Below are 22,082 nucleotides of genomic sequence, written 5' to 3'. Positions count from 1 at the left end.
ATTTGCGCACATAAATTACTCAAAAAATATCTACAGACACATTAAATTCTGCAACCGATTGGATAAAGCTACCAGATTAACCTTCTGCATCACAAATAAAAAGATGCAGAAGGAAATTTCAGCACTCGTAATAAATGTATATTTACTGAAACCGACTGTCATCCACTTCCAAAGCGAGCCAGTCATCCCCATCATAAACAAAGCGGGCCGTTACCATATGCACACGCGGCTCGCCTTTTCCAAAGCTCATCCAGACACGGCTATCACATACATAGCCCGGGCGTTCTTTTGCCGCCACGCACGCAATCTTTTTTGCATGATCGAATTCACCCGGAGAAAAACGGGCCATCTTGCGTGAAAAAACCACAGCGCTTTCATCGAAGGCTTCTTCCATTGCCCGCAGTCCTTCTTGCAGGCCGATACGCGCCTTGTCCAGCACATCACAGGGAACACGAAATGTTTCCGTCGTTTCCTCTCCATTGGGCTTGCGGATGATCATCTGCATTTCGGTACAGTCTTCCCGATCGCGGGGCTGCACGATCTGCACCTCCTCCTCATCCGTCTCGTCGTCCAAAGTCTCGTCAAAGGTTTCACGGATTTCCCGCTCCACCTGAAAATCCAGTGGCCCAACGGCCTGCGCCATCAGGTCGTAATGATGGCGCAGCGCGGCTTCAACCTGTTTGTTATTGGGCCCCGATTGCTCCCCGAATTCCGCGCAAGAGGCAAGGCTGCCGCCCCCAAGAACAATCGGGATAATCATCAACAAACGCGAAGAAAGCATCAGGCCACCTCTTGTTTTGTCTTCAAAAATTTCAGGTCGGGCCAATCGTCCTGACCTTTATTAAGGTGCCAATGATTGCGGGCCAGATATACGGGTTGCCCCGTATGGTCTTCGGCCAAAGCCGTGCGATTGGCGTCCATGAATTGCTTGAGCACCTTAGGGTCGGACGCTTCCACCCAACGGGCAGTATAAAGCTCTGTGGGCTCGAAACGAACAGGAATATTGAATTCGGTGCGAATACGGTCAGCCAACACATCGAATTGCAGGCTGCCCACCACGCCAACGATCCAGTCGGCCCCCAGATAGGGCTTGAAGACAGACGCCGCGCCCTCTTCGGCCAATTGCTCCAGAGCGCGGGCCAGATGTTTGGCGCGCATGGGGTCTACGGGCCTTACCCTTTGCATCAATTCCGGCGCAAAGCTTGGAATTCCGGTGAAGCGAATCTCTTCGCCTTCTGTCAGGGTATCGCCAATTTTATAGCCGCCATGATTGGGGATACCGATGATGTCCCCAGCCACCGCCGCTTCCGCAAGTTCCCGGTCCTGCGCTAAAAAAAGCTGGGCATTATGCACCGACAAGGTTTTCCCCGTGCGCACATGCTTGAGCTTCATACCGCGTTTGAACCGCCCCGAAACAAGCCGCACAAAGGCCATACGATCGCGGTGTTTCGGGTCCATATTCGCCTGAATTTTAAACACAAACCCCGATAGCTTCGGCTCTTTTGAATCAACCTGGCGCTCCACAGCGGCTTGCGCCCCCGGTGACGGTGCAAAATCCCGCAGGCCCGACAACAAATCACGCACACCGAAGCTGTTGAAGGCGCTGCCAAAGAACACCGGCGTCAGATGACCTTCCAGATAGGCTTGCCGGTCAAACGGCTTGCACAGCCCGCGCACCATTTCCACCTGCTCGCGTAAACTATCGACGCGATCTTGCGGCAGATATTCGCTCAAACGCGGATCATCCAGCCCTTCAAGTGCAATCCCTTCCGAGCGGATGTTCTTATCGGCCGCCTGCATCAAAATCAGACGATCATTGATCAGATCGTAACATCCCTTGAAATCCCGGCCCATGCCAATGGGCCATGTGGCGGGCGTTACGTCCAAGGCCAGTTTTTGCTCGATCTCATCCAGCAAATCAAAGGCATCAAGGGCTTCACGGTCCATCTTGTTGATGAAGGTAACAACCGGCATATCGCGCAGGCGGCACACCTCGAACAGCTTATAGGTCTGGGCTTCGATCCCTTTGGCCGCATCCAGCACCATCACGGCACTATCCACCGCTGTCAGCACCCGATAGGTATCTTCAGAGAAATCTTCATGGCCCGGCGTATCCAGCAGATTGAAAGTGCTGTCCTGCCAGCTATAGGTCATCACCGATGAGGCAACGGAAATGCCGCGCTCTTGCTCCACCTTCATCCAGTCGGACCGGGCCCGCCGCCTTTCGCCGCGCGCCTTCACTTCTCCGGCAAGCTGAATCGCGCCGCCAAACAGCAACAGCTTTTCGGTCAGCGTGGTTTTCCCCGCATCGGGATGCGAAATAATGGCGAAGGTTCGGCGGTTGCTGATTTCTTCTTCAAGAGTCATCGAATGGTCCTTTTATCACGTGCGCGCAATCTATGCCGTAAACTCATAAATGGCGATAGTCGTGATAACCGGATAGGTCGATTTGACCAGAATAAGCCAGTTCAGACAGGCTGTTTGCCTGCCAAATTGCTTAAAATCGTTCGGATAAAGCGGCTATTTTACCGTGATGGTGATTTTCTCTGACATCACAGGCGGATCAAGCGGCACATGATTGGCATCGCCCATCACAAGCTGCAGGGTATATGTCCCCGGCTCCAGATTTAATGTGGTTTGCGTTTGTCCACCGCCAAAATGCTTATGCTGATCATCGGCGGGGATGGAATAGGCCATATCCTCGTCCGACAATTCCGCATTGATCAGCAAATGATGATGGCCGGTGCCCGGCTTATCGACACCCGCCGGAGCCACGCCCATATTTTCAAGCCCAAAAATCACCAGAACGGGGCTGGTGACGGTCTGCCCATCTTCCAGATTCACGATATAGGCACGGGGGGCAGGATTTTCGCTGGCTTTATGATGATCTGCCACCGCCGGACCGGATATGGCAGATAGGCTCGCGCTTACGGCCACAGCCAAAGCCGCCCCAATCGATTTTGTTTTCAAACCTGTTGCCATCACTCTCTCCTGCCCGGCTTTTCCCACTGGCCCCATACCAATGCGATCGTCTGGGACCATAACGAAAAGAACCGGCTTTTGTCCAACAAAGAGCAAGGACAGATGGCCTCTTTTCAAGGCGTCGCCCTTAAACCCGTTTGCGCCGACGCAGAGAGAAAACGCCAGCAAGCCCGGTCAGCAAGAACAAAGCGGTTTGCGGCAAAGGAACCTCGGTCACCACATAACGGCTGGCAAACAGCCAGTCTTGCGACGTGGTATGAAAGGGAGACGCCGTCAAACCCGTAAGGCCCATCCATCCCCACCCGACAGGAAAGCCGCAATGCTCGGATTGCGGGCAATCCAGCCGATGATTATTGGATTGGAAGCTGAACAAACGCCCTGAATTGTCGCCCCACGCAATCAAGCCAACGCTGGCGCCGGCATCAATCCCCAAAACGCTTTGCTCGAACGTGATAGACCCAAGCCCTTTTTCACTGGCCCCGCGCCCCCTGTCGGAAATGGTGATATCGGGATTAAGGGGATCGAAATCGGCAGCGGCATCAAACCCCGTATAAACGAAATTGAACGACACGGCAGAAGACGCAACATGGCTGCCACCGCCCAAATCCAAACCACCAATACCGGTGCCGGAGATGCTGAATGTATTGAGCAATGGATCATCATGGAGAACCACATCGGCGATCACCGTATCAAAGGCGAAGGTCCAGCTATCGCTAACCCCGCCAGATCCGGTCAAATACCGCCCGATGCCATCCAGCCGCAGTCCATAAATCGGCGGGGCCTGATTGCCATCAGGATGGCTGAACAGATCATAGCTATGGCTGGTGATGATCGTGGCATTGGCGTCTGACGCTGTCGCAATACCCAAACAGGCCATGGTCGCAATGATCGTCGATGCTATGGCTTTCATGCCGCACTCCCCTAAAACAACGCTTATGGGAGACATCAGCAAACTACGCGCCAACTCTATTTTTTAAAATTAAATCCTTTTAGATCATTATCTTATAGAATCCTGTTCCAAGAGAACCCCGTTTTCTTAGAAGACTTGTAAAGACTGACGACAGGGGGCGTCTCATTTCGGGACAATGCTTATAAAACCGGGCTGCCACGCTTTTTTTCGGGCCGGCGCATTTTAAAGACGAAAAGAGCGGCACAAAACAAGTGCAACGCCATGACAAACACCGCCTTTCCATGATAAGAGCAGCCCATGTTCATTTCATTTTTTCAAACCTTGAGACAAGCGGGCGTTCCGGTTTCTCTCAAGGAATATCTGATGTTGATGGAAGCGATGGAAGCAGGGCTTGCCTCTTTTTCCGTTGAGCAATTCTATTATCTGTCGCGCTCGGCTTTGGTGAAGGATGAAACCCATCTGGACAAATTCGACCGGGTCTTTGGCCATGTGTTCAAAGGTCTGGATTCCATGAGCGAAGCCGACAGCATTGACCTGCCCGAAGACTGGCTGAAAAAACTGGCGGAATTGCATCTCAGCCCCGAAGAAATGGAAAAAATCAAATCTTTGGGCGATTTCGACACCATCATGGAAACGCTGAAAAAGCGCCTTGAAGAACAAAAAGAGCGCCATCAGGGTGGCAATAAATGGATCGGCACCGCCGGTCGGTCCCCTTTCGGGGCTTATGGCTATAATCCTGAAGGCGTGCGCATCGGCCAAAAGGAAAGCCGCCATCGCCGCGCCATCAAGGTGTGGGACAAACGGGAATTTCGCAATCTGGACGACAATGTGGAATTGGGCACCCGCAATATCAAAGTAGCGCTACGCCGCTTGCGCCAATTTGCCCGCACCGGATCGGCAGATGAACTGGATCTGGATGATACCATCGGGTCCACGGCAAGAAAGGGCTATCTGGATATCAAAATGCGGCCCGAGCGGCACAATGCCGTGAAGGTTTTGCTCTTTCTGGATATTGGCGGCTCTATGGATGATCACATCAAGATCACCGAGGAATTGTTTTCCGCAGCACGGGCCGAATTCAAACATCTGGAATTCTTTTATTTTCACAATTGCCTTTATGAAAGTGTCTGGAAAGACAATCGCCGCCGCCATCAGGAACGCATGGAAACCTGGCAGGTGCTTCACACCTTTCCCGCCGATTATAAGCTGATTTTCGTGGGCGACGCGTCCATGAGCCCTTATGAGATCGTTTATCCCGGCGGCTCGGTAGAGCATTGGAACGAAGAAGCTGGTGACGTGTGGATGCGCCGGGCCTTGGATGTCTATTCCAAAGCGGTGTGGCTAAACCCGATCCCAAGCCAGCATTGGTCTTATAGCCAATCCATTTCCATGCTGCGTGACCTGATGGATGACAGGATGTTCCCCCTCACCCTTGATGGTATCGACCGTGCCATCCGCGCTTTGGTTTAAGGCCAAAAGCCTACCTTAAGAGCACAGCCTAGCGCACCTCTTCATTGGTCTGGATGCAGCAACTATCATTGCCCATTCCATTTTGCTGCTTTTGCAAAAAGCTATAAAGATCCGCATCGGATACATGCTGCAGATTTTCCGCCAAGCGCAAAAACTCGCATGTCTGGGTCTGCGTTTGTGCCGCCCCGTCCTCCACCACATGATAGCTTATCGACACAGTGTGGAGCTGAGCAGGAACCGCTTCCAAGGCAAACAGGATATTGGGAATATTATCGGGCCGCCGCTTGAAAAGCGCATTGGGATCATAGTTCGGAAAAATAGTCCGCTGGGCCTCAAGCGGGGTCAAAGGCCTATCGGTGATGGCCGTTTCAAGCCATTCAATGTCTGTTCCTTTTTCGAACCCCGCAGAAATCCAACCCTTACAGAATTTGGCATCCGCACTGTCACAAGCTGACAGCACCAAACAAAGCCCGCAAAAACCAACAATCCGCATATATCGCATAGACCCGCTCTCTACAAACACCCCCACAAAAATATCCCCTTAAGGCCCCAATCTTAATACGGCGCCCTGCGGAAATGTCCGTCACATTTCACTTTCAAGCCCTTCTTTGATGGCGTTCAAATCCGTGTCCATCGCCATCCAGCGTGGCGCCCGCCCCCCATCTTCATCATTGGAAACCCGTTCGCGCAGCCAGCCGATCTGTTCGCGCAGAATTTGGCGGCCTTCATAATCATTGCGTTCAAACAGGCCCGCCCCGCTTATGGCCATGGCTTCATAAAGGGTCATCAAGGGAACACCCGTTGTCCCCACTTTGCGCAGCAATTCCACGGCCAAGCCATCAAGATTGCGGGCTGTGGCGCGAATTTCTTCCACCGGCGGACCAAAGCCGCTTTTGCTTTTCAGCGTATCGAAAGCTGCCCGTTCGCTGGATTGCGCCACTGCCTCATCCACGCTGGTAATCGAGCCGCGCAAGGTATCCCGGCCGGGGGCGCGGGTGGAAAATTTATAGCCCTTGCGATTGGCCAAAGCCGGACGGCCTGCCTGCTTTTCCGCAATAATCCGTGCAAGCGCTGCCGCCACCTCTTCGGGGAAATCGGCCAAAACAAACACATCTGTGGAAATTTCCCCATGCCGTTCCCCGACCATCATAGCGATGGGACGATCCCCTTCGATCACGGTTATGGGAAAGCGCAATTCCGGAGCAATGCCCGCCGCTTCAAACAAAGAAGGGCTGATCTGGTCCACAAGCCCTTGTGCTTTTTTGGTAACGTCCGATGCGAAAGCCGTGGACGCGACAGCCCCGGTCAAACCAAGAACCAGCGCTGCGATAAACCCGTATTTTCTTGAAATGATGCGTCTCCCACTTGCTTTGACCCGGAATTCCCCGAGCCTTTTTCTTATAAGCGGTTCAGGCCGATACGTCACGATGCTTGGCACCGCACGCGCATTTTGTTGATCCGGTTATTTCTTGATCTGCAGTGCCAAAGTTTTGCGCAGCGCCTTTCCATAAGGCGGTAACGCCCCGATCAGTTTCACCAGATTGATTTTCGTCTGACGATAAACCGGTTTTGCATGGCTAAAGGTCTGGAACCCTTCCCATCCATGATAGCTGCCCATACCCGACGGCCCGATACCGCCAAAGGGCAGATCTTCATGGCCCACATGCCACACCACATCATTCACCGTTACCCCACCTGAAAATGTGCATTCAAGAACATGGCGTTCTTCCGATGCATCCGATCCGAAATAATAAAGACCAAGCGGACGATCATGGCTGTTCACATAATTGATGGCGTCTTCCACATGGTCATAAGGCACAAAGGGCAAAAGCGGACCGAAGATTTCCTCTTGCATGATGGCCATATCGTCACGCACATCCGACACCAGATGCAGCGGCAAAATATTGGAATTTTCCTCGTCCATGAACTGTTCACCGGCAGGATTGACCACCGTAATCTCCGCCCCCTTGGCGCGGGCGTCCTCGATATACGCCAAAAGACGCGCCTTATGCCGCCCATTGATGATGGAGGTATAATCGCTATTGGATTTTACCGTGGGATAAAGCCGCGCCGCCGCATCCGCCACGGCCTGTTTTGCTTCCGCCAGTTTGGCTTTGGGAACCAACATATAATCGGGTGCCAAACAAATCTGCCCGGCATTCATCATTTTTCCCACCACAACCCGTTCGGCCATCTGCGCAAGATCTGCGCTGCCTGAAACCAGAACAGGCGATTTCCCCCCAAGTTCCAATGTCACAGGAGTCAGATTTTCCGCCGCGGCCCGCATCACATGCCGCCCCACCGACGTGGCGCCAGTGAACAACAAATGGTCAAAAGGCAAAGCGGAAAACGCCTGCCCCACATCGGCACCGCCCGTCACCACGCTGATTTCTTCGCCGCTGAAATATTGCGTGAACAAACGCTCCATCAGATCCGATGTTTGCGGCGTGATTTCCGACGGCTTGATCATCACCCGATTGCCCGCCGCCAATATGCCCGCCAAAGGCCCAAAGGTAAGATTGACCGGGAAATTCCAAGGGCTGATCAGGCCAACCACGCCTTTTGGCTGATATTCGATGTGCGCTTTTGCACCCAATAATCCAAGGGGAAATTCCAAACGGCGCTTTTGCGGCTTCATCCATGCACGCAGATGCTTTTGGGCGAATTTGAACGCCTTTACGGCCGAGGCTATATCGGTGAATTTCGACATCAATTGCGGCCGTCCGGAAAAATCCGCAGCCATAGCCTCTACCAGATCATCTTGATGGTCCACCAAAATGGCCGTGCCGCGCCGCAAACGATCCAGCCGCGTTTCCAAAGTGACCGGCGCTTCCTTGCGAAACGCTGCGCGTTGGGCATCCAGAACATCCAGCATGGCAGCACGCATGGCCATAAGGGTTTGATCGTCATGATCCACTGCCATTGGCGTTCCCATTCATCGTCTCCTTGAAATCCGGGGCCTTGAAACGAACAGATTATAAAATGAGCATAGCAGCTCATTTTTCCATATAAGATCTTTATAGCCCATTATAATCCATAACGCGGCTGGCGATTATGTGAGGCCGATGGTCAAAGCCCCGAAAACGGGGAAATCGGGGAGCGCTTTATTCCCGCCACGATCCTGTGCATCCTTTTAAAGACCGTCCGCCACGAGGCTTGCCCATGATTCGCCCAATCCTTTTATGCCTTTTATGCTTGCTGCCCCTATCGGGACAGGCGCAAAACACGCCCCCCGGTCAGGAGCTAAGCCCCGGCGCCTTTCCCCCGCCCCCTGTTACCCAAGATGGCTTACCGCTTTTGGAAGCACGGCCCAATTTTGCCAATATCAATGCATTGGGAGCGTTCATCGATGGTGTGGTGGAAAGCCGGATATCCCGCGATCATTTGGCGGGGGTTACGGTGGCGGTGGTCAAGGACGGGAGAATCATCACCCTGAAAGGCTATGGCACGGCAGGGAATGGCCAAAAGGTACAGGCCGATAAAACCTTGTTCCGGCTGGGCGGGATTTCCCAAAGCTTTACATGGACGGGCCTGATGCAGCTTGTGGAAAGCGGGCATATTCCCTTGGACGCTCCCATAAACAGGCTTCTTCCTCCCGAATTGGCGATGCCAGTGGCCCCCACCGGCCCCCTGTTGGTGCGGCATCTATTGGCCCGCACATCGGGATTGGAAAGCACCTCATTTGGGCACACAATCCGCACAACAGCTCAAAGCATTACCGATCTTGGCACCTATCTTCAGCGCTATCGTCCAAAATCCGTTCGGCCTGCCGGACAATTTACCGTTCCGTCCCCTTATGCCGCCGCATTGGCCGGAACCATTCTAAGCCATGTAACGGGACGGAATGTCGCCAGCTATATGGAAGAACAGATCTTCGCGCCCCTTGGCATGACGCACACAAGCCTCCGCGAGCCCTTCCCCCAATCTGCCCGTGAAAGCCACGTCTTGCCCCCGGCCATGAACGACATATTGGCAAGCATGCTGTCGCAGGGTTTTGCCGTTCAAAATGGCCGGCCGGTGCCGCAGGATTTTGATTATCGAAGCCATTATGGGCCTGCCGCATCCGCATCCGCGACGGCTTTGGACATGGCGCGCTTCATGTTGGCCCATTTGAATGACGGCGCATATGAAGATGGCCGGATCTTACAGGCGGACACTGCGAAAATGATGCGCACCCACCTGTTCAGCAATGCACAGGGGATGCCCGGCACGACCCACGGCTTTCGTGAATATAATTTGCCCGGCGGGCTTCAAGGCATTGGAGAGGAAGGGCACACCCTTTTCTTCCGTGCCAAAATGGTGATGGTGCCGGATCTGGATCTGGGTCTTTTCATCGCCACCAACACAAGCAGCGGAACGGATCTGGTATCGGCGTTTGCCGACCTGCTTGTCGCGCGCTATTTCGCACCTGACCGTGCAACAGCCAATCAGGATGCAAGCACGGGCGCTGCCACCACAAGCAGGCCGCGCCCCATCACCAAAGCCGATGCCCGAAATCTGACCGGCTATTATCTGTCTCTCGACCGCCCTTTCACCCTTGTTGAAGCCCTGTTTCGCGCCCCTGCCGCCAGTTATCGGCTGTCCCTTGACGATCAGGGCTATATAAGCCTTCGCAATGGCACAAAGACCCGCACTTATGGCCAGATAGCCCCCCTTCGGTTCCAATCGGTAAACGGGGAAGATCGCCTTGTTTTTCTGGCCGATAGCCAAAGCGACATCACGTATTTGATACGCAGCGATGCCCTGAGCCCCCTTCAGCATAAGGGAAAAATCGCGCCTGTGACGGGCTTTTATGGGCTGAGCCTGATGCTGGCCGTTGCCTCGATCATGGCGCTGTTTTTGGGCTGGCACTGGCGCAAACGCAGTATTTCTCAAACCCCATATGAGGCTGTCGCGGAAAAATTGATACCGCTTATGGGACTGTTGTGGCTGTTCTTCCTTGCCTTCTTCGCCACAAATCTTTGCTCTGTTGCCCTCAACCCACAGACGGCACTGGCCGATTTTCCGCCCGCCAGCCTTATCATTGCGCTTTGGCTGGCGCTTGGTGCAGCAAGCGTGACATTATTGAGCCTTGCATGTTTCTATCCTCTGTGGCGCTATCATTCCTGGCCTTTATGGCAACGACTGTGCCACATGGCGATTACGCTGATAGCGCTCTGTTATGTGGTGTCACTATCGCAGTGGAACGCGCTGGGTTTTCATTATTTCTAAGCGGACATAAAGCAGATGAACAAATCATTCAGATATACGGCTTTCGCCCTTGCCACTCTTTTGTCGGCAACCGCACAGGCTCAATCCGACAAAAGTGACGGCACCGATCCATGGTGGTCATCGGGCAAGGCAACCATTCAAGAAAGGCTGGCCGTTACCAAAAATGAAAACCGGGCCAAGAATGTGATCCTGTTCATCGGTGATGGCATGGGTATTTCAACCCTGACCGCCATGCGCATTTTCGATGGCCAGACACGCGGCGAAAGCGGTGAAGAAAATGTCATGCCTTATGAGCATTTTCCAAATGTCGCCCTTGTCAAAACCTATAATGACAATGCGCAAGTCGCCGATTCCGCAGGAACTGCCTCTGCCATCATGACCGGCGTAAAAACCCGTCTCGGTGTGGTCAATATGGCTTCCACCCACCCTGTGGGGCAGTGCATTGACGGGAAAACCGGCCACCGCGCCTCCTTTGCCCAGCGTGCAGAACAAGCCGGGAAAGCCACCGGCGTCGTCTCCACAGCACGTCTCACCCATGCAACGCCATCCACCGTTTATGCCAATAGCCCCTCGCGCAATTGGGAAAATGACAGCGACATGCCCAAAGAGGCCCTTGAGGCCGGATGTAGCGACATTGCCGCGCAATTCGTTGCCTTTGACGATGGCGACGGGATTGAAGTGGCGTTGGGCGGCGGACGGGCCAATTTCCTTCCCAACACCACCCCGGACCCGGAAAAATCAGGGGCTATGGGATGGCGCAGCGACGGCCGGGATCTGACCAAGGAATGGCAGGAAAAATTCGACCGCGCCGCTTATGTCACCTCTGCAGACGAACTCAATGCGCTTGATCTTTCAAAGGTGGATCATCTTTTGGGCCTGTTCGAACCTTCGCACATGAAATTCGAATCAGACCGGCAAAAGGATGAAGCGGGCGAGCCCTCATTGGCGGACATGACCTCCACCGCCATCGACATTCTATCCCGCGATGAAGACGGCTTTTTCCTGATGGTAGAAGGCGGGCGCATCGATCACGCCCATCATGATGGAAATGCCAAGCGCGCCTTGCAAGATGGTCAGGCATTCGCCCAAGCCGTTCAAATGGCGCTTTCAAAGGTTGATCTGGACGATACCCTGATCCTTGTCACCGCCGACCACAGCCATGTGTTCACCATCGCCGGCTATCCTACACGCGGCAATCCCATCCTCGGATTGTCCACCCCACCCGCAAAAGATGGCTCACCGGGCACAGAGCCTGCTTTGGCTGAAGACGGCAAGCCCTATACCACGCTGGGTTATTGGACTGGCCCCGGCGCCGTCACCGGTGAACGCCCCTTGGTGACATCGGAAGAAGCGCAGGATCTGGACTATCACCAGCAAGCAATCATCCCGACGCGGTCGGAAAATCACGGTGGTGAGGATGTGGCCTTGTTTGCCGCAGGCCCATGGTCGCATCTGGTCGGCGGGGTTATCGAGCAGAATGTGATCTATCACATCATGGATTATGCGATGGGATTGTCTGAAGAACAGTCCTCAGACTAAGTCCCGGTCCCTTTTAAAGGGCAAGCCGGTCACTCGGTAATTTCAAGCGGTAAATCTTCAGGGCGTCCAACAAGATAGCCCTGAAGAAAATCTGCCCCCATCGCTTTCAAAAGCCGGGCTGTGTGATCATCTTCAACGCCTTCGGCGATCACCTGCACCCCCGATTGCTTGGCGGCATCCACCATATTGGCCACCAGATTCCAGGTGGGCGGTTCTTCCCTGATCCGGCTGGTCAAGCCTTTATCCAGCTTGATATAATCGGGCGACAACCCGATCAGCATCGACAAATTATTGAAGCCGCTACCAAAATCATCCAGTGCAATGCGATAGCCCGCACTGCGGCAGAAATTGATCATGTTCGACAGCTCGTTGATATCATCAACGGCTTCGCTTTCAACAATTTCAAATACCACCCGATTCGGCTCGATATTGGCCGCTTCAATCAGGTCCAGCGTGTCTGTAAATGATGATTGCGCCACGGAAACGCTATGGGGAAGAACATTGATGAACAGCTTTTCTTCAATGCCAAAACGCGCGCCGGTACGCACAGCACTGTCCCGCGCACAGGCATCCAACCGCGCCAAAAGCGATTCATCGCGGGCGGCTGTGAACATATCCACCGGGGGCACCATCGATCCATCGGTCTTCAGGCCGCGAAACAGAAATTCATAGCCATGCACCCGTCCGCTTGCGATCTCGATAATCGGCTGCATCTGGCTTTTAAAGCGCCGCTCGTCCAAAAGTTTTACCAGCCAACGCGACGAGTGATGGTGCACAAGATTTTCAACGGTCTGGATATTTCCAAAATCACCCAGTTCCGGAGCTTTACCATTTAAAATCAGGGCTTTGGTGTGTCGCCTTTGATCCAGATCCAATCGCTCGCCCAGCACCTGAGCCAATAAGGCCACATCATCGGCAAAGACCCCGACCACGCTGTGGGCGTTGGTAGCAAAGCTGGCAAACCCCTTTGCCCGCAATTCCCGCGCCAAAAGCTCCGCCGCATCCGCATCGGTTGCCCATAGCAAAGCCCGAACCGATCCCGGTCCTGCAATGGGGAAATCTGTCTGCGCCGCAGACATCCTCATATGCAACCCCTACGCAAAATAGGACCCATCATGGTAAAGAGAGCAATCATCATTCAGCTATTTCAGTTGGCTTCTAGCGTGCATTTTTATGAACAGTTTCCATAAATCTACCGGTCAGACTTAAAGAAAGTGTTAGCGAAATCGCTTTTCAAAAATGCGGATAATCTTGAAATATCTCTTTGATATAAGGAGTTGTCGCTTTTTTTGACATCAATAAGGACAAAAGAATTTGTGACTTTTCCGGCGAAAATGCCCCGGCGGGGATCAATCCCCGGCCGATCAGATCAATCTCCGCCCCCCGATAGCCATAAGTCGATTGAAGAATCCGGCCGCCCCCGGTTTGGCTGGCCAGAACAACAGGGCATTTGGCAGCCAGCATTGCCGCTCTATCCGCCATTTTCTCGCTCAAATGTCCGCCGCCAAAGGCCGCAATCACCACGCCCGCACGATCCGCCGGCAAATGATCCAGCAACAACCCGTCATCATCAAAAGATGCAGAGATCAGCGGCACCCGCGGTGGCCGGTCCATCTCAAGGGACATATGCGGCATTCGTCCGGGACGGGCCAGCATCATCACGCGCCCTTCCACCAACCGCGCCACAAGCCCCATATTGCGCGACCGGAACGCTGCCGTGCTGGCAGTATCGTTTTTTTCCGCCGCATAAGCCGCATGAAGCTCGTCATTCATGCACAGCAACACACCGCAAGACGCCAATTCGGGCGTTGATGCCGCCTGCACCGCTGCCAACAGATTGCCCGGCCCATCCGATGATGGCAGCGATGGATGCCGCATGGCCCCCGTAACGATCACGGGCACATCCACATCCAGCAATAATGACAGGACAAAAGCGCTTTCGGCCAAGGTATCGGTGCCTTGGGTCACGACGATGCCATCAGCCCCGTCTGCCACCGCCTCCCGGATCTTTTTCACCAATGTCCGGATATGCCCATAGCCGATATTGGCACTGCCAAGGCGGGCCAGCTCGCAAACGGTGATCGCGGCGATTCCATCCAAATTCGGAACAGCCGCAATCAGGTCATCACCCGACAAAGCCGGAACCACCCCGCCATTGGTTCCCACCGTCATTGCGATGGTGCCACCAAGGGTAAACAGGGCAATTTGGGGCTTTGTCATGTGGGTTTTCTACCAGTCAGATCTGCCTGTTACAGCCCCAGGGCTTCTTCGGCCGACACATAATCCGTACCCAGATCATGGGCCACGGCTTCATAGGTCAGCTTGCCGCGATAGACATTAAGGCCGTTGCGCAAATGCGGATCATCGGCCAGCGCCTTTTTATATCCCTTGTCCGCCAAAGCGATCGTATAGGGCAACGTTACATTATTAAGCGCAAAAGTAGAGGTGCGGGCCACACCGCCGGGCATATTGGCGACGCAATAATGCACCACATCATCCACCATATAGATGGGATCATTATGGGTGGTGGCTTTGGACGTGGCAAAACAACCGCCCTGATCAATGGCCACATCCACCAGAACCGAGCCGCGCTTCATACGGGAAACCAATTCCCGGCTGACAACCTTTGGCGCCGCCGCACCGGGCACCAAAACGGCGCCCACAACCAGATCCGCATTGAGCACATGCTCTTCAACGGCATCAACGGTAGAAAACACCGTATTCAGCTTGGAGCCGAACTGGAAATCCAGTTCCTGCAGACGGCGGATGGATTTATCAAGAACTGTCACATGGGCTTCCATACCCATAGCCATGCGGGCCGCATTGGTGCCAACCACACCACCGCCGATAATCACCACTTTCGCAGCGCTCACACCGGGAACACCGCCCAAAAGCATCCCGCGGCCACCTTGGCGCATTTCAAGGCAATGGGCTCCGGCCTGAATCGACATACGCCCGGCCACTTCGCTCATGGGGGCAAGCAATGGCAAACCGCCGCGTGCATCGGTTACGGTTTCATAGGCAATGGCAACGCAACCGCTGTCGATCAGCCCACGGGTTTGATCGGGATCGGGCGCCAGATGCAGATAGGTGAACAAAATCTGGTCGGGGCGCAGCATTTTCAGTTCCGAAGGCTGCGGTTCCTTCACCTTCACGATCATATCGGCACGGGCGAACACCTCTTCTGCCGTATCGACGATCTCGGCACCGGCGGCGATATAGCTGTCATCGTCCAGACCAATCTCGAATCCGGCATTTTTCTGAACAATCACCTGATGACCGTGGGTTATCAGCTCGCGCACGCTCGTCGGCGTAAGCCCGACGCGAAACTCCAGATTCTTGATCTCTTTCGGGACACCAATCAGCATGTTTTATCTCTCCGTTGGCTATGAACGAGGTTATCGCCCTGTTTTCTGTAGGATTTATACAATCACCGGCAAGCGCTGTCTTTCCTTACGAGCGCATTTGTCCCATCTGCTGCAACTTTAATGGAAAGCTGCCAATGGGGTTCCGCCTGAGAAAGAATACTTCGTTTTTGCCCCCACGTTTTAAAACCTGCCCCGCCACCCGTTCACAAGACCATGATCATCGAATCAGCAATCCCTTGGCAGATTGTCGCAAGGGCCACCATAAATGCCGGAGTCGCAATCCATAAGGGAATGGTTTTGCCCGAACTGGAGCACAGCCGCTTGACCTTCCCAAGCGTAGCTGTAAGCCTGCCTGTACATACCCCCAGACCGTCATCCTTCTCATGTCATCAGGTAATGGCCCATGTTCCCTTCACGCTCGATTGCACCCAGTCTATTCAGCGCGGCCTGTCTTTTGCTTCTTGCAGGCTGCGATAACGCCGATAACAGCCACCAAAACGCGCAGCAACCACAAGCCTCAAGCGCGGCTTCCGGCTTTGACCGCGCCGCCACCGAACAGCTTTTGCATCAGCACATCAAGATTTTGGCATCGGATGCGTTTGAAGGCCGCGCACCGGCCAGCGTCGGCGAGGAAAAGACCGTTGTCTATCTGATCGAACAGTTCAAAGCGCTTGGTTTGAAGCCGGGATTTGGCGACAGCTATACCCAAAGCGTTCCGCTTGTCGAACTGACAGCAAAACCAGAAGACGGCCAGTTTCAGGCGTTTTTCACCAAAGACGATGAGAAGACCGGTCTTGACTATGGCAGCCAGATCGTGGCCTGGACCAAACAAGAACGCGTACAGGTCGAGATAAGCGACTCCGACATTGTGTTCGTGGGCTATGGCATCACCGCCCCGGAATATGAATGGGACGATTATGAAGCTGAGGATGTGACCGGGAAAACGGTGCTGATTCTGGTCAATGATCCCGGCTTTGAAACAGAAAACCCCGATCTGTTTACCGGAAAGGCCATGACCTATTATGGCCGCTGGACCTATAAATATGAAGAAGCCGCCCGCCATGGCGCCGCCGCCGCTATTCTGGTTCACCAAAGCGAACCGGCGGGCTATCCTTGGGCTGTGGTGCAATCAAGCTGGACAGGCCCGCAATTCAGCCTCGTTTCCCCCGATGGCGGTTCGAGCTTTGCCGCGGTCGAGGCGTGGATCAGCGAACAAACGGCACAAACGCTTTTCGCACAGGCTGGCATGACTTTGGAAAATGCCAAGGCCGCCGCCCTTTCACCCGAATTCAAGGCACAAAGCCTGCCGCTTACTTTTTCCGCCACATTGAATAACAGCCTGCGCCATACCCAATCCAATAATGTGATGGCCGTATTGGAAGGCAGCGCAGCCCCCGATGAAGCCATGCTTTATATGGCCCATTGGGATCATATCGGTATGGACCCCGCCCTGACCGACGACCCGATTTATAATGGCGCACTGGATAACGCCACCGGCACCGCAGGGCTGCTGGCTCTGGCCAAAGCCTTTTCTGCTCTGGATGAAAGCCCGCGACGCAGTGTTGCCTTTCTGGCGACCACCGCCGAAGAGCAAGGGCTTTTGGGATCGGCTTATTATGCGCAAAATCCGGCAATTCCGGCCCATAAAACCGTGGCGGCCATCAATATGGATGGCGCCAATATCCATGGCCCTATGAAGGATATTACCATCATTGGCGAAGGCCAGAATGATTTGCAGGATCTCTTGACCATTGCTGCAAAACAACAAAACCGCACGCTGTCTTTTGAGCCAACGCCAGAACACGGCTATTTCTATCGCTCCGACCATTTCAATCTGGCGAAAATCGGCATTCCCGTTCTTTACACCGATAGCGGCACCGACAGCCGCGCACATAGCCGCGACTGGACCTTGGAACAAAACAGCGCCTATATCGACCGCGCCTATCACAAACCGGCAGATGAATATGATCCGGATTGGGATCTCTCTGGCGCCGCAGAAGATCTGGAGCTGTTTTATACCATCGGCCTTGATCTTGCCTCTTCAAACGATTGGCCGGGCTGGAAAGACGGATCGGAATTCCGCGCCGCCCGCATGGAAACCGGCCCCCAACCCAAGGACAGCATGAAATGAAACGCGCCTTTCTCGCCTCTCTTGGCCTTTTGGCCCTTTCCGCATGCGACAATAGCAATACCGGCCCTGCCGGAATGTCCGAGGATGAACACGCAAAACGGGCCGTTGAACTGGCCCATGAGATGCTGATCGTCGACACCCATATCGACGTGCCTTATCGGCTCAACGCCCGGTATGAAGATGTAAGCAAAGCCACCGAAACTGGCGATTTCGACTATCCCCGCGCCGTGGCTGGCGGCTTGGATGCGCCCTTCATGTCCATTTACACCCCGGCCAGTTATGAATTTGAAGGGGCAGGCAAAGCCTTTGGCCATGCAAACAGCATGATCGATCTGGTGGAGAAAATCGCGGCGGTCGCGCCCGATAAATTCACTCTGGCCCACAACCCGGACGCGGTTTTATCCGCCAAACAGACCGGAAAAATGGCCTTCGTTCTGGGCATGGAAAATGGCGCGCCCATTGAAGGCGACCTTAAAAACCTTGAGCATTTCTACCAGCGCGGTATTCGCTATATCACGCTGGCCCATTCCCGCTCGAACCATATTGCCGACAGTTCCTATGACGAGGAACGCCCCAATGACGGCCTGTCGGATTTTGGCGTTGATGTGGTGCGGGCCATGAACGATCTGGGCATCATGGTGGATGTCTCGCATATTTCCGATGCGGCCTTTTGGGATGTGATCGATAACTGCGCCGTTCCGGTGATTGCCAGCCACAGTTCGGCACGGCATTTCACCCCCAATTTCGAACGCAATATGTCGGACGACATGATCAAGGCGCTGGCCGATAAGGGCGGCGTTATCATGATCAATTTCGGCTCGGCTTTTCTGACCGAAGAGGCCAATGCCTATGGCGGAGCACTGGATGCAGCCTTTGAAAGCTGGCTGTCTCAATCCGATGCCGAACCGACGGATAGCATGCAAGAAGACTTTGAAGCCCGGTATAAAATGGAGCACCCCTATCCTTATGCCACACTCAATCATGTGTTGGATCATATCGACCATGTGGTTGAAATCGCCGGCATCGATGCCGTCGGTATCGGCTCCGATTATGATGGCGTGGACGATACCTTGCCCATCGGATTGAAGGATGTCGCCGCCTATCCCAATCTGATCGAAGGGCTATTGGCACGCGGCTATGATGAAGCGGCCATCGCCAAGATCATGGGCAACAATCTGATGCGGGTGTGGCGCGCCATTGATCGTTACAGCAAAGAAAAAACCAAAGGCGCATGATGACAGACACGGCACAGACACAAACACAGGGGCCGGGGCAGGATCCGGCACAGGACCGGGTTTTGCGGATCGGCCTTTTGGGGGCGGCGCGGATCACCCCGCGCGCCATTATTGTACCATCGGCCCTGCATGGTGATATCGATCTGATGGCCGTGGCGGCACGCGATCGCGCAAAAGCCGAAGCCTTTGCCGAAGAACATGGCGTGCTGACTGTGGCCGATGACTATGAGGCCCTTGTCACCCATCCTGACGTGGATCTCGTCTATAATGCCTTGCCACCATCCAGCCATGCCCATTGGTGCATCAAGGCCATGGAAGCGGGCAAGGATGTGCTGTGCGAAAAGCCCTTTGCCATGACCGGCGATGAAGCTCAAGCCATGGCGGACACCGCCCGGCGTACCGGCAAGCGGCTGATCGAAGCCTTCCATTATCGCTATCACCCGATGTTTTCCATGCTGATGGCCTTGGTTGCCAGCGGCCGTTTGGGCACATTGGAACATATCAGCGCCAGCCTTGGCAGCCCCATCAGCGAAAACCCGCGCGAACTGCGCCGTATCAAGGCTTTGGGCGGTGGCGTTTTGATGGATATGGGATGCTATACGATGCATTGGTGCCGCACCCTTACCGGCCATGAACCCAGCAACATCGCTGCCGAAGCCCATATCAGCGGCGAGGTGGATGATGCTCTGGGCGCGGAATTCCTGTGCGGAAATGTGGCATGCGCCATGACCGTGCGCATGGACCCGGATGCCGAACGCGGCTCGGAATTGCTGGTCGAAGGCAGCGAAGGCCGTATCCTTGTCCGCAATCCTTTGGCTCCGGATCGGGGGAACAGCTATTTACTGGAAACCCTGTCCGGCAGCGAAGAAGGAGAGATCAACGGCCCCACCACCATGGAGTGCCAATTGATGGCCGTAAAACGCGCCCTTTATGAAGGGACGCCGCTGCCCACCGAAGGGGCGGACAGCATCAACAATATGCGTGCTCTGGATCAAGTCCGCGCCGCTGCAAATCTTTGCTGACAGTGATGCGAGACTTTGGACAAGCCCGCCAAACAACGCTAAACACGACTTAGAAAATCACACCCAAAACCGGGACCATCGCTATGTTTTTTGAATTCCCCACCCTGCGCTTTGATCACGGCGAAGAGCTGGACATGCTGCGCGAAACGGCGCGGCGCTTCGCGGAAGAGAAAATCGCTCCCCGCGCCGCTGAAATCGATGCCACCAACACATTCCCGCGCGATCTGTGGCCAGCCATGGGCGAACTGGGCCTGTTGGGGATCACCGCACCGGAAGAATTCGGCGGGGCCGATATGGGCTATCTGGCCCATTGCATCGTCATGGAAGAAATCAGCCGTGCATCTGCTTCTGTGGGCCTAAGCTATGGCGCACATTCCAATCTATGCATCAACCAGATTGTCATTAACGGCACGCCCGAACAAAAGGCAAAATATCTGCCGAAACTGATTTCCGGCGACTATGTGGGCGCCCTTGCCATGTCAGAGCCGGGGGCCGGATCCGATGTGGTGTCCATGAAAACCCGCGCCATCAAGCACAATGATGGTTATGTGATCAATGGCAACAAAATGTGGATCACCAATGGTCCCGATGCGGATGTTTTGCTTGTTTATGCCAAAACCGAACCGGATGCCGGCTCGAAAGGCATTTCGGCCTTTTTGATCGAAAAGGACTATGCAGGCTTCAGCACAGCGCAAAAGCTGGACAAATTGGGGATGCGCGGTTCCAACACCTGCGAACTGGTGTTTGAAGATTGCAAAGTGCCGTTCGAACAGCTTGTGGGCGAAGAAAACAAGGGCGTGAAAGTGCTTATGTCCGGCCTTGATTATGAACGTGTGGTGCTGGCCGGCGGGCCATTGGGCATCATGCGTGCCTGCCTTGATGTTGTTGTGCCCTATGTGCATGAACGCAAGCAATTCAATCAGGCCATTGGCGAATTTCAACTGATGCAAGGCAAGATCGCCGATATGTACACCACCTTCGGGGCCTGCCGCGCCTATGTTTATGCGGTGGCACAGGCTTGCGACCGCAAGGAAACAACGCGCAAGGATGCTGCGGGCTGTATTCTTTATGCCGCCGAAAAAGCAACGCAAGTGGCGCTGGAAGCCATTCAGGCGCTAGGCGGCAATGGCTATATCAATGAATATCCCACCGGCCGCCTGCTGCGCGATGCCAAACTTTATGAAATCGGGGCGGGAACATCGGAAATCCGCCGTATGCTCATCGGCCGCGAACTGTTCAGCGAAACCGCCTGAGCGAACGATATCTTCAAGGAAGGGCGCTCTTTATAAAGAAACAGCCCTTCCTAAATCTTTCCCAGACTTCAATAATCCCCAAATCAAATTCAGGATGACGGCGGATGGATGATAGCAGAGCTGCAACCGGAGGAGCTCTCTCTCATCTTCCGTCAGCGGCTATTGAATTTCTCAAGCTTCTCCGCAAGTGTTTCCATACCAAGGGCGGCGCGACGCGCATCAACGCCCTCGGGGTCTTGCATCGGGGCTGGCACATAGACACCACCGTCTCGCAAAAACTGCGTCCCATAAAGCTGATCACGGCCTTGATATCGCTCATGCCGATCATACATGGCGGCATAATGCCAGCCGGTCAAACGCCCCTGCTCGACAGATTCTTTCACCTTGGGCAGAATCAAAGCCATCAAATCGGGATCCGTCTCCGGCGGCATATGTTGAACCACAAACCAAACAGCCTGTTCTGCTTTATCAGACCAGAGCGGAGCCGACACATAGCCATATTGCTCCAGAATATCGCTTACACGTTGTAAATTTTCTTTATCAACCGGAGTAATATAATCTCTAAAAATCTCCGCCCAACAATCGTTGGATTCCTTTCCTTCTTTACCAGAGCAAAAAAGCGTGATCCCACTGCGTGAAAATTGATCGAGATCGAACCGAAGCCCCAATTCCTGATCGATACAAGCAATATCCTCTATCGCGCACTGCACATCCGCCAGAACCGCGCGTTGTTCCTTGTAGCTTTCCTTGAATGTCTGAAGGGCGGCAGGGTCCTGAGCAAACCCGGCAGAAGAAAAAACCATCAAAAAAAGCGCACCGAAAATTCGATAAATCATGCCGTTTCCTTTTTACGCATATCTATCCTCACCAATACCAGAGCTTGGTTCGGAATCTATGCTGGCATCGACATAAAATTATGGAAATAAAGAACCTTAATCCTAAATCAAATTCGGGATGATGG

General features: G+C 54.1%; 18 protein-coding genes. 7 read left to right on the top strand and 11 right to left on the bottom strand.

Translation table 11 applies throughout. The features are described 5' to 3' along the window. Positions 1–142 precede the first annotated feature (142 nt). From IEX96_RS00765 to IEX96_RS00750, 4 genes are all read right to left on the bottom strand, one after another. Positions 143–781: a hypothetical protein gene (locus IEX96_RS00765; protein WP_150004651.1), complete on the bottom strand. Its 639-nt coding sequence runs from the start codon at positions 779–781 to the stop codon at positions 143–145. Further along, positions 781–2,367 (bottom strand): peptide chain release factor 3, encoded by a 1,587-nt coding sequence (locus IEX96_RS00760; protein WP_188873316.1) that lies wholly within the window; start codon positions 2,365–2,367, stop codon positions 781–783. Before IEX96_RS00760 ends, IEX96_RS00765 begins: the two co-directional genes overlap by 1 nt. A 153-nt stretch (positions 2,368–2,520) precedes the next feature. Then, positions 2,521–2,982 (bottom strand): DUF4399 domain-containing protein, encoded by a 462-nt coding sequence (locus IEX96_RS00755; RefSeq protein ID WP_150004650.1) that lies wholly within the window; start codon positions 2,980–2,982, stop codon positions 2,521–2,523. A 127-nt stretch (positions 2,983–3,109) separates the two neighbouring features. Next, a complete protein-coding gene (locus IEX96_RS00750) occupies positions 3,110–3,892 on the bottom strand; it encodes a VPLPA-CTERM sorting domain-containing protein (RefSeq protein ID WP_150004649.1) in 783 nt (260 codons plus the stop codon). A 297-nt stretch (positions 3,893–4,189) separates the two neighbouring features. Between IEX96_RS00750 and IEX96_RS00745 the strand changes: the two genes are divergently transcribed. After that, entirely contained in the window at positions 4,190–5,362 is a 1,173-nt protein-coding gene (locus IEX96_RS00745) for a vWA domain-containing protein (protein WP_188873315.1), read from the top strand. A gap of 28 nt (positions 5,363–5,390) precedes the next feature. On the opposite strand, the gene IEX96_RS00740 is transcribed toward IEX96_RS00745, so the two are convergent. The 3 genes from IEX96_RS00740 to IEX96_RS00730 all read right to left on the bottom strand — a co-directional run bounded on the left by IEX96_RS00740 (position 5,391) and on the right by IEX96_RS00730 (position 8,297). Beyond that, positions 5,391–5,864: a hypothetical protein gene (locus IEX96_RS00740; RefSeq protein WP_150004648.1), complete on the bottom strand. Its 474-nt coding sequence runs from the start codon at positions 5,862–5,864 to the stop codon at positions 5,391–5,393. A gap of 81 nt (positions 5,865–5,945) precedes the next feature. Further along, positions 5,946–6,671: a hypothetical protein gene (locus IEX96_RS00735; protein WP_188873314.1), complete on the bottom strand. Its 726-nt coding sequence runs from the start codon at positions 6,669–6,671 to the stop codon at positions 5,946–5,948. A gap of 153 nt (positions 6,672–6,824) precedes the next feature. Next, positions 6,825–8,297 (bottom strand): coniferyl aldehyde dehydrogenase, encoded by a 1,473-nt coding sequence (locus tag IEX96_RS00730; RefSeq protein WP_229773434.1) that lies wholly within the window; start codon positions 8,295–8,297, stop codon positions 6,825–6,827. Positions 8,298–8,524: 227 nt separating this feature from the next. Between IEX96_RS00730 and IEX96_RS00725 the strand changes: the two genes are divergently transcribed. Together IEX96_RS00725 and IEX96_RS00720 are read left to right on the top strand one after the other, a co-directional pair. Next, positions 8,525–10,573 (top strand): serine hydrolase domain-containing protein, encoded by a 2,049-nt coding sequence (locus IEX96_RS00725; RefSeq protein WP_188873313.1) that lies wholly within the window; start codon positions 8,525–8,527, stop codon positions 10,571–10,573. Between the two features lie 15 nt (positions 10,574–10,588). Beyond that, positions 10,589–12,112 (top strand): alkaline phosphatase family protein, encoded by a 1,524-nt coding sequence (locus tag IEX96_RS00720; RefSeq protein WP_150004644.1) that lies wholly within the window; start codon positions 10,589–10,591, stop codon positions 12,110–12,112. 29 nt (positions 12,113–12,141) lie between these two features. Here IEX96_RS00720 and IEX96_RS00715 read toward each other — a convergent pair whose 3' ends face one another. The 3 genes from IEX96_RS00715 to ald all read right to left on the bottom strand — a co-directional run bounded on the left by IEX96_RS00715 (position 12,142) and on the right by ald (position 15,480). Next, complete coding sequence (locus tag IEX96_RS00715) at positions 12,142–13,197, bottom strand: EAL domain-containing protein (RefSeq protein WP_150004643.1); 1,056 nt, start codon at positions 13,195–13,197, stop codon at positions 12,142–12,144. A gap of 148 nt (positions 13,198–13,345) precedes the next feature. Beyond that, entirely contained in the window at positions 13,346–14,332 is a 987-nt protein-coding gene (locus tag IEX96_RS00710) for an asparaginase (protein WP_188873312.1), read from the bottom strand. A gap of 29 nt (positions 14,333–14,361) precedes the next feature. Next, the gene (ald, locus tag IEX96_RS00705; protein WP_150004640.1) at positions 14,362–15,480 is read right to left on the bottom strand and encodes an alanine dehydrogenase; all 1,119 of its coding nucleotides are present in this window, start codon (positions 15,478–15,480) and stop codon (positions 14,362–14,364) included. A gap of 403 nt (positions 15,481–15,883) precedes the next feature. Between ald and IEX96_RS00700 the strand changes: the two genes are divergently transcribed. The 4 genes from IEX96_RS00700 to IEX96_RS00685 all read left to right on the top strand — a co-directional run bounded on the left by IEX96_RS00700 (position 15,884) and on the right by IEX96_RS00685 (position 21,121). Then, positions 15,884–17,611: a M28 family metallopeptidase gene (locus IEX96_RS00700; protein WP_150004639.1), complete on the top strand. Its 1,728-nt coding sequence runs from the start codon at positions 15,884–15,886 to the stop codon at positions 17,609–17,611. Then, positions 17,608–18,846: a dipeptidase gene (locus IEX96_RS00695; RefSeq protein WP_150004638.1), complete on the top strand. Its 1,239-nt coding sequence runs from the start codon at positions 17,608–17,610 to the stop codon at positions 18,844–18,846. Before IEX96_RS00700 ends, IEX96_RS00695 begins: the two co-directional genes overlap by 4 nt. Beyond that, a complete protein-coding gene (locus IEX96_RS00690) occupies positions 18,843–19,868 on the top strand; it encodes a Gfo/Idh/MocA family protein (RefSeq protein WP_188873311.1) in 1,026 nt (341 codons plus the stop codon). Before IEX96_RS00695 ends, IEX96_RS00690 begins: the two co-directional genes overlap by 4 nt. A gap of 83 nt (positions 19,869–19,951) precedes the next feature. Further along, the gene (locus tag IEX96_RS00685; RefSeq protein WP_150004635.1) at positions 19,952–21,121 is read left to right on the top strand and encodes an isovaleryl-CoA dehydrogenase; all 1,170 of its coding nucleotides are present in this window, start codon (positions 19,952–19,954) and stop codon (positions 21,119–21,121) included. Between the two features lie 152 nt (positions 21,122–21,273). On the opposite strand, the gene IEX96_RS00680 is transcribed toward IEX96_RS00685, so the two are convergent. Continuing rightward, entirely contained in the window at positions 21,274–21,957 is a 684-nt protein-coding gene (locus tag IEX96_RS00680; RefSeq protein WP_150004634.1) for a DUF6624 domain-containing protein, read from the bottom strand. Positions 21,958–22,082 lie beyond the last annotated feature (125 nt).

The organism is Iodidimonas muriae, assembly GCF_014647255.1.
GTDB lineage: Bacteria > Pseudomonadota > Alphaproteobacteria > Sphingomonadales > Rhodothalassiaceae > Iodidimonas > Iodidimonas muriae.
This window is presented reverse-complemented; position numbering and strand designations above follow the sequence as displayed.

Bases quoted from the DNA above. Each gene is read 5' to 3' on its own strand.
- IEX96_RS00765 (WP_150004651.1), bottom strand. From the start codon at position 781: ATGCTTTCTTCGCGTTTGTTGATGATTATCCCGATTGTTCTTGGGGGC.
- IEX96_RS00760 (WP_188873316.1), bottom strand. From the start codon at position 2,367: ATGACTCTTGAAGAAGAAATCAGCAACCGCCGAACCTTCGCCATTATT.
- IEX96_RS00755 (WP_150004650.1), bottom strand. From the start codon at position 2,982: ATGGCAACAGGTTTGAAAACAAAATCGATTGGGGCGGCTTTGGCTGTG.
- IEX96_RS00750 (WP_150004649.1), bottom strand. From the start codon at position 3,892: ATGAAAGCCATAGCATCGACGATCATTGCGACCATGGCCTGTTTGGGT.
- IEX96_RS00745 (WP_188873315.1), top strand. From the start codon at position 4,190: ATGTTCATTTCATTTTTTCAAACCTTGAGACAAGCGGGCGTTCCGGTT.
- IEX96_RS00740 (WP_150004648.1), bottom strand. From the start codon at position 5,864: ATGCGATATATGCGGATTGTTGGTTTTTGCGGGCTTTGTTTGGTGCTG.
- IEX96_RS00730 (WP_229773434.1), bottom strand. From the start codon at position 8,297: ATGGGAACGCCAATGGCAGTGGATCATGACGATCAAACCCTTATGGCC.
- IEX96_RS00725 (WP_188873313.1), top strand. From the start codon at position 8,525: ATGATTCGCCCAATCCTTTTATGCCTTTTATGCTTGCTGCCCCTATCG.
- IEX96_RS00720 (WP_150004644.1), top strand. From the start codon at position 10,589: ATGAACAAATCATTCAGATATACGGCTTTCGCCCTTGCCACTCTTTTG.
- IEX96_RS00715 (WP_150004643.1), bottom strand. From the start codon at position 13,197: ATGAGGATGTCTGCGGCGCAGACAGATTTCCCCATTGCAGGACCGGGA.
- IEX96_RS00710 (WP_188873312.1), bottom strand. From the start codon at position 14,332: ATGACAAAGCCCCAAATTGCCCTGTTTACCCTTGGTGGCACCATCGCA.
- ald (WP_150004640.1), bottom strand. From the start codon at position 15,480: ATGCTGATTGGTGTCCCGAAAGAGATCAAGAATCTGGAGTTTCGCGTC.
- IEX96_RS00700 (WP_150004639.1), top strand. From the start codon at position 15,884: ATGTTCCCTTCACGCTCGATTGCACCCAGTCTATTCAGCGCGGCCTGT.
- IEX96_RS00695 (WP_150004638.1), top strand. From the start codon at position 17,608: ATGAAACGCGCCTTTCTCGCCTCTCTTGGCCTTTTGGCCCTTTCCGCA.
- IEX96_RS00690 (WP_188873311.1), top strand. From the start codon at position 18,843: ATGATGACAGACACGGCACAGACACAAACACAGGGGCCGGGGCAGGAT.
- IEX96_RS00685 (WP_150004635.1), top strand. From the start codon at position 19,952: ATGTTTTTTGAATTCCCCACCCTGCGCTTTGATCACGGCGAAGAGCTG.
- IEX96_RS00680 (WP_150004634.1), bottom strand. From the start codon at position 21,957: ATGATTTATCGAATTTTCGGTGCGCTTTTTTTGATGGTTTTTTCTTCT.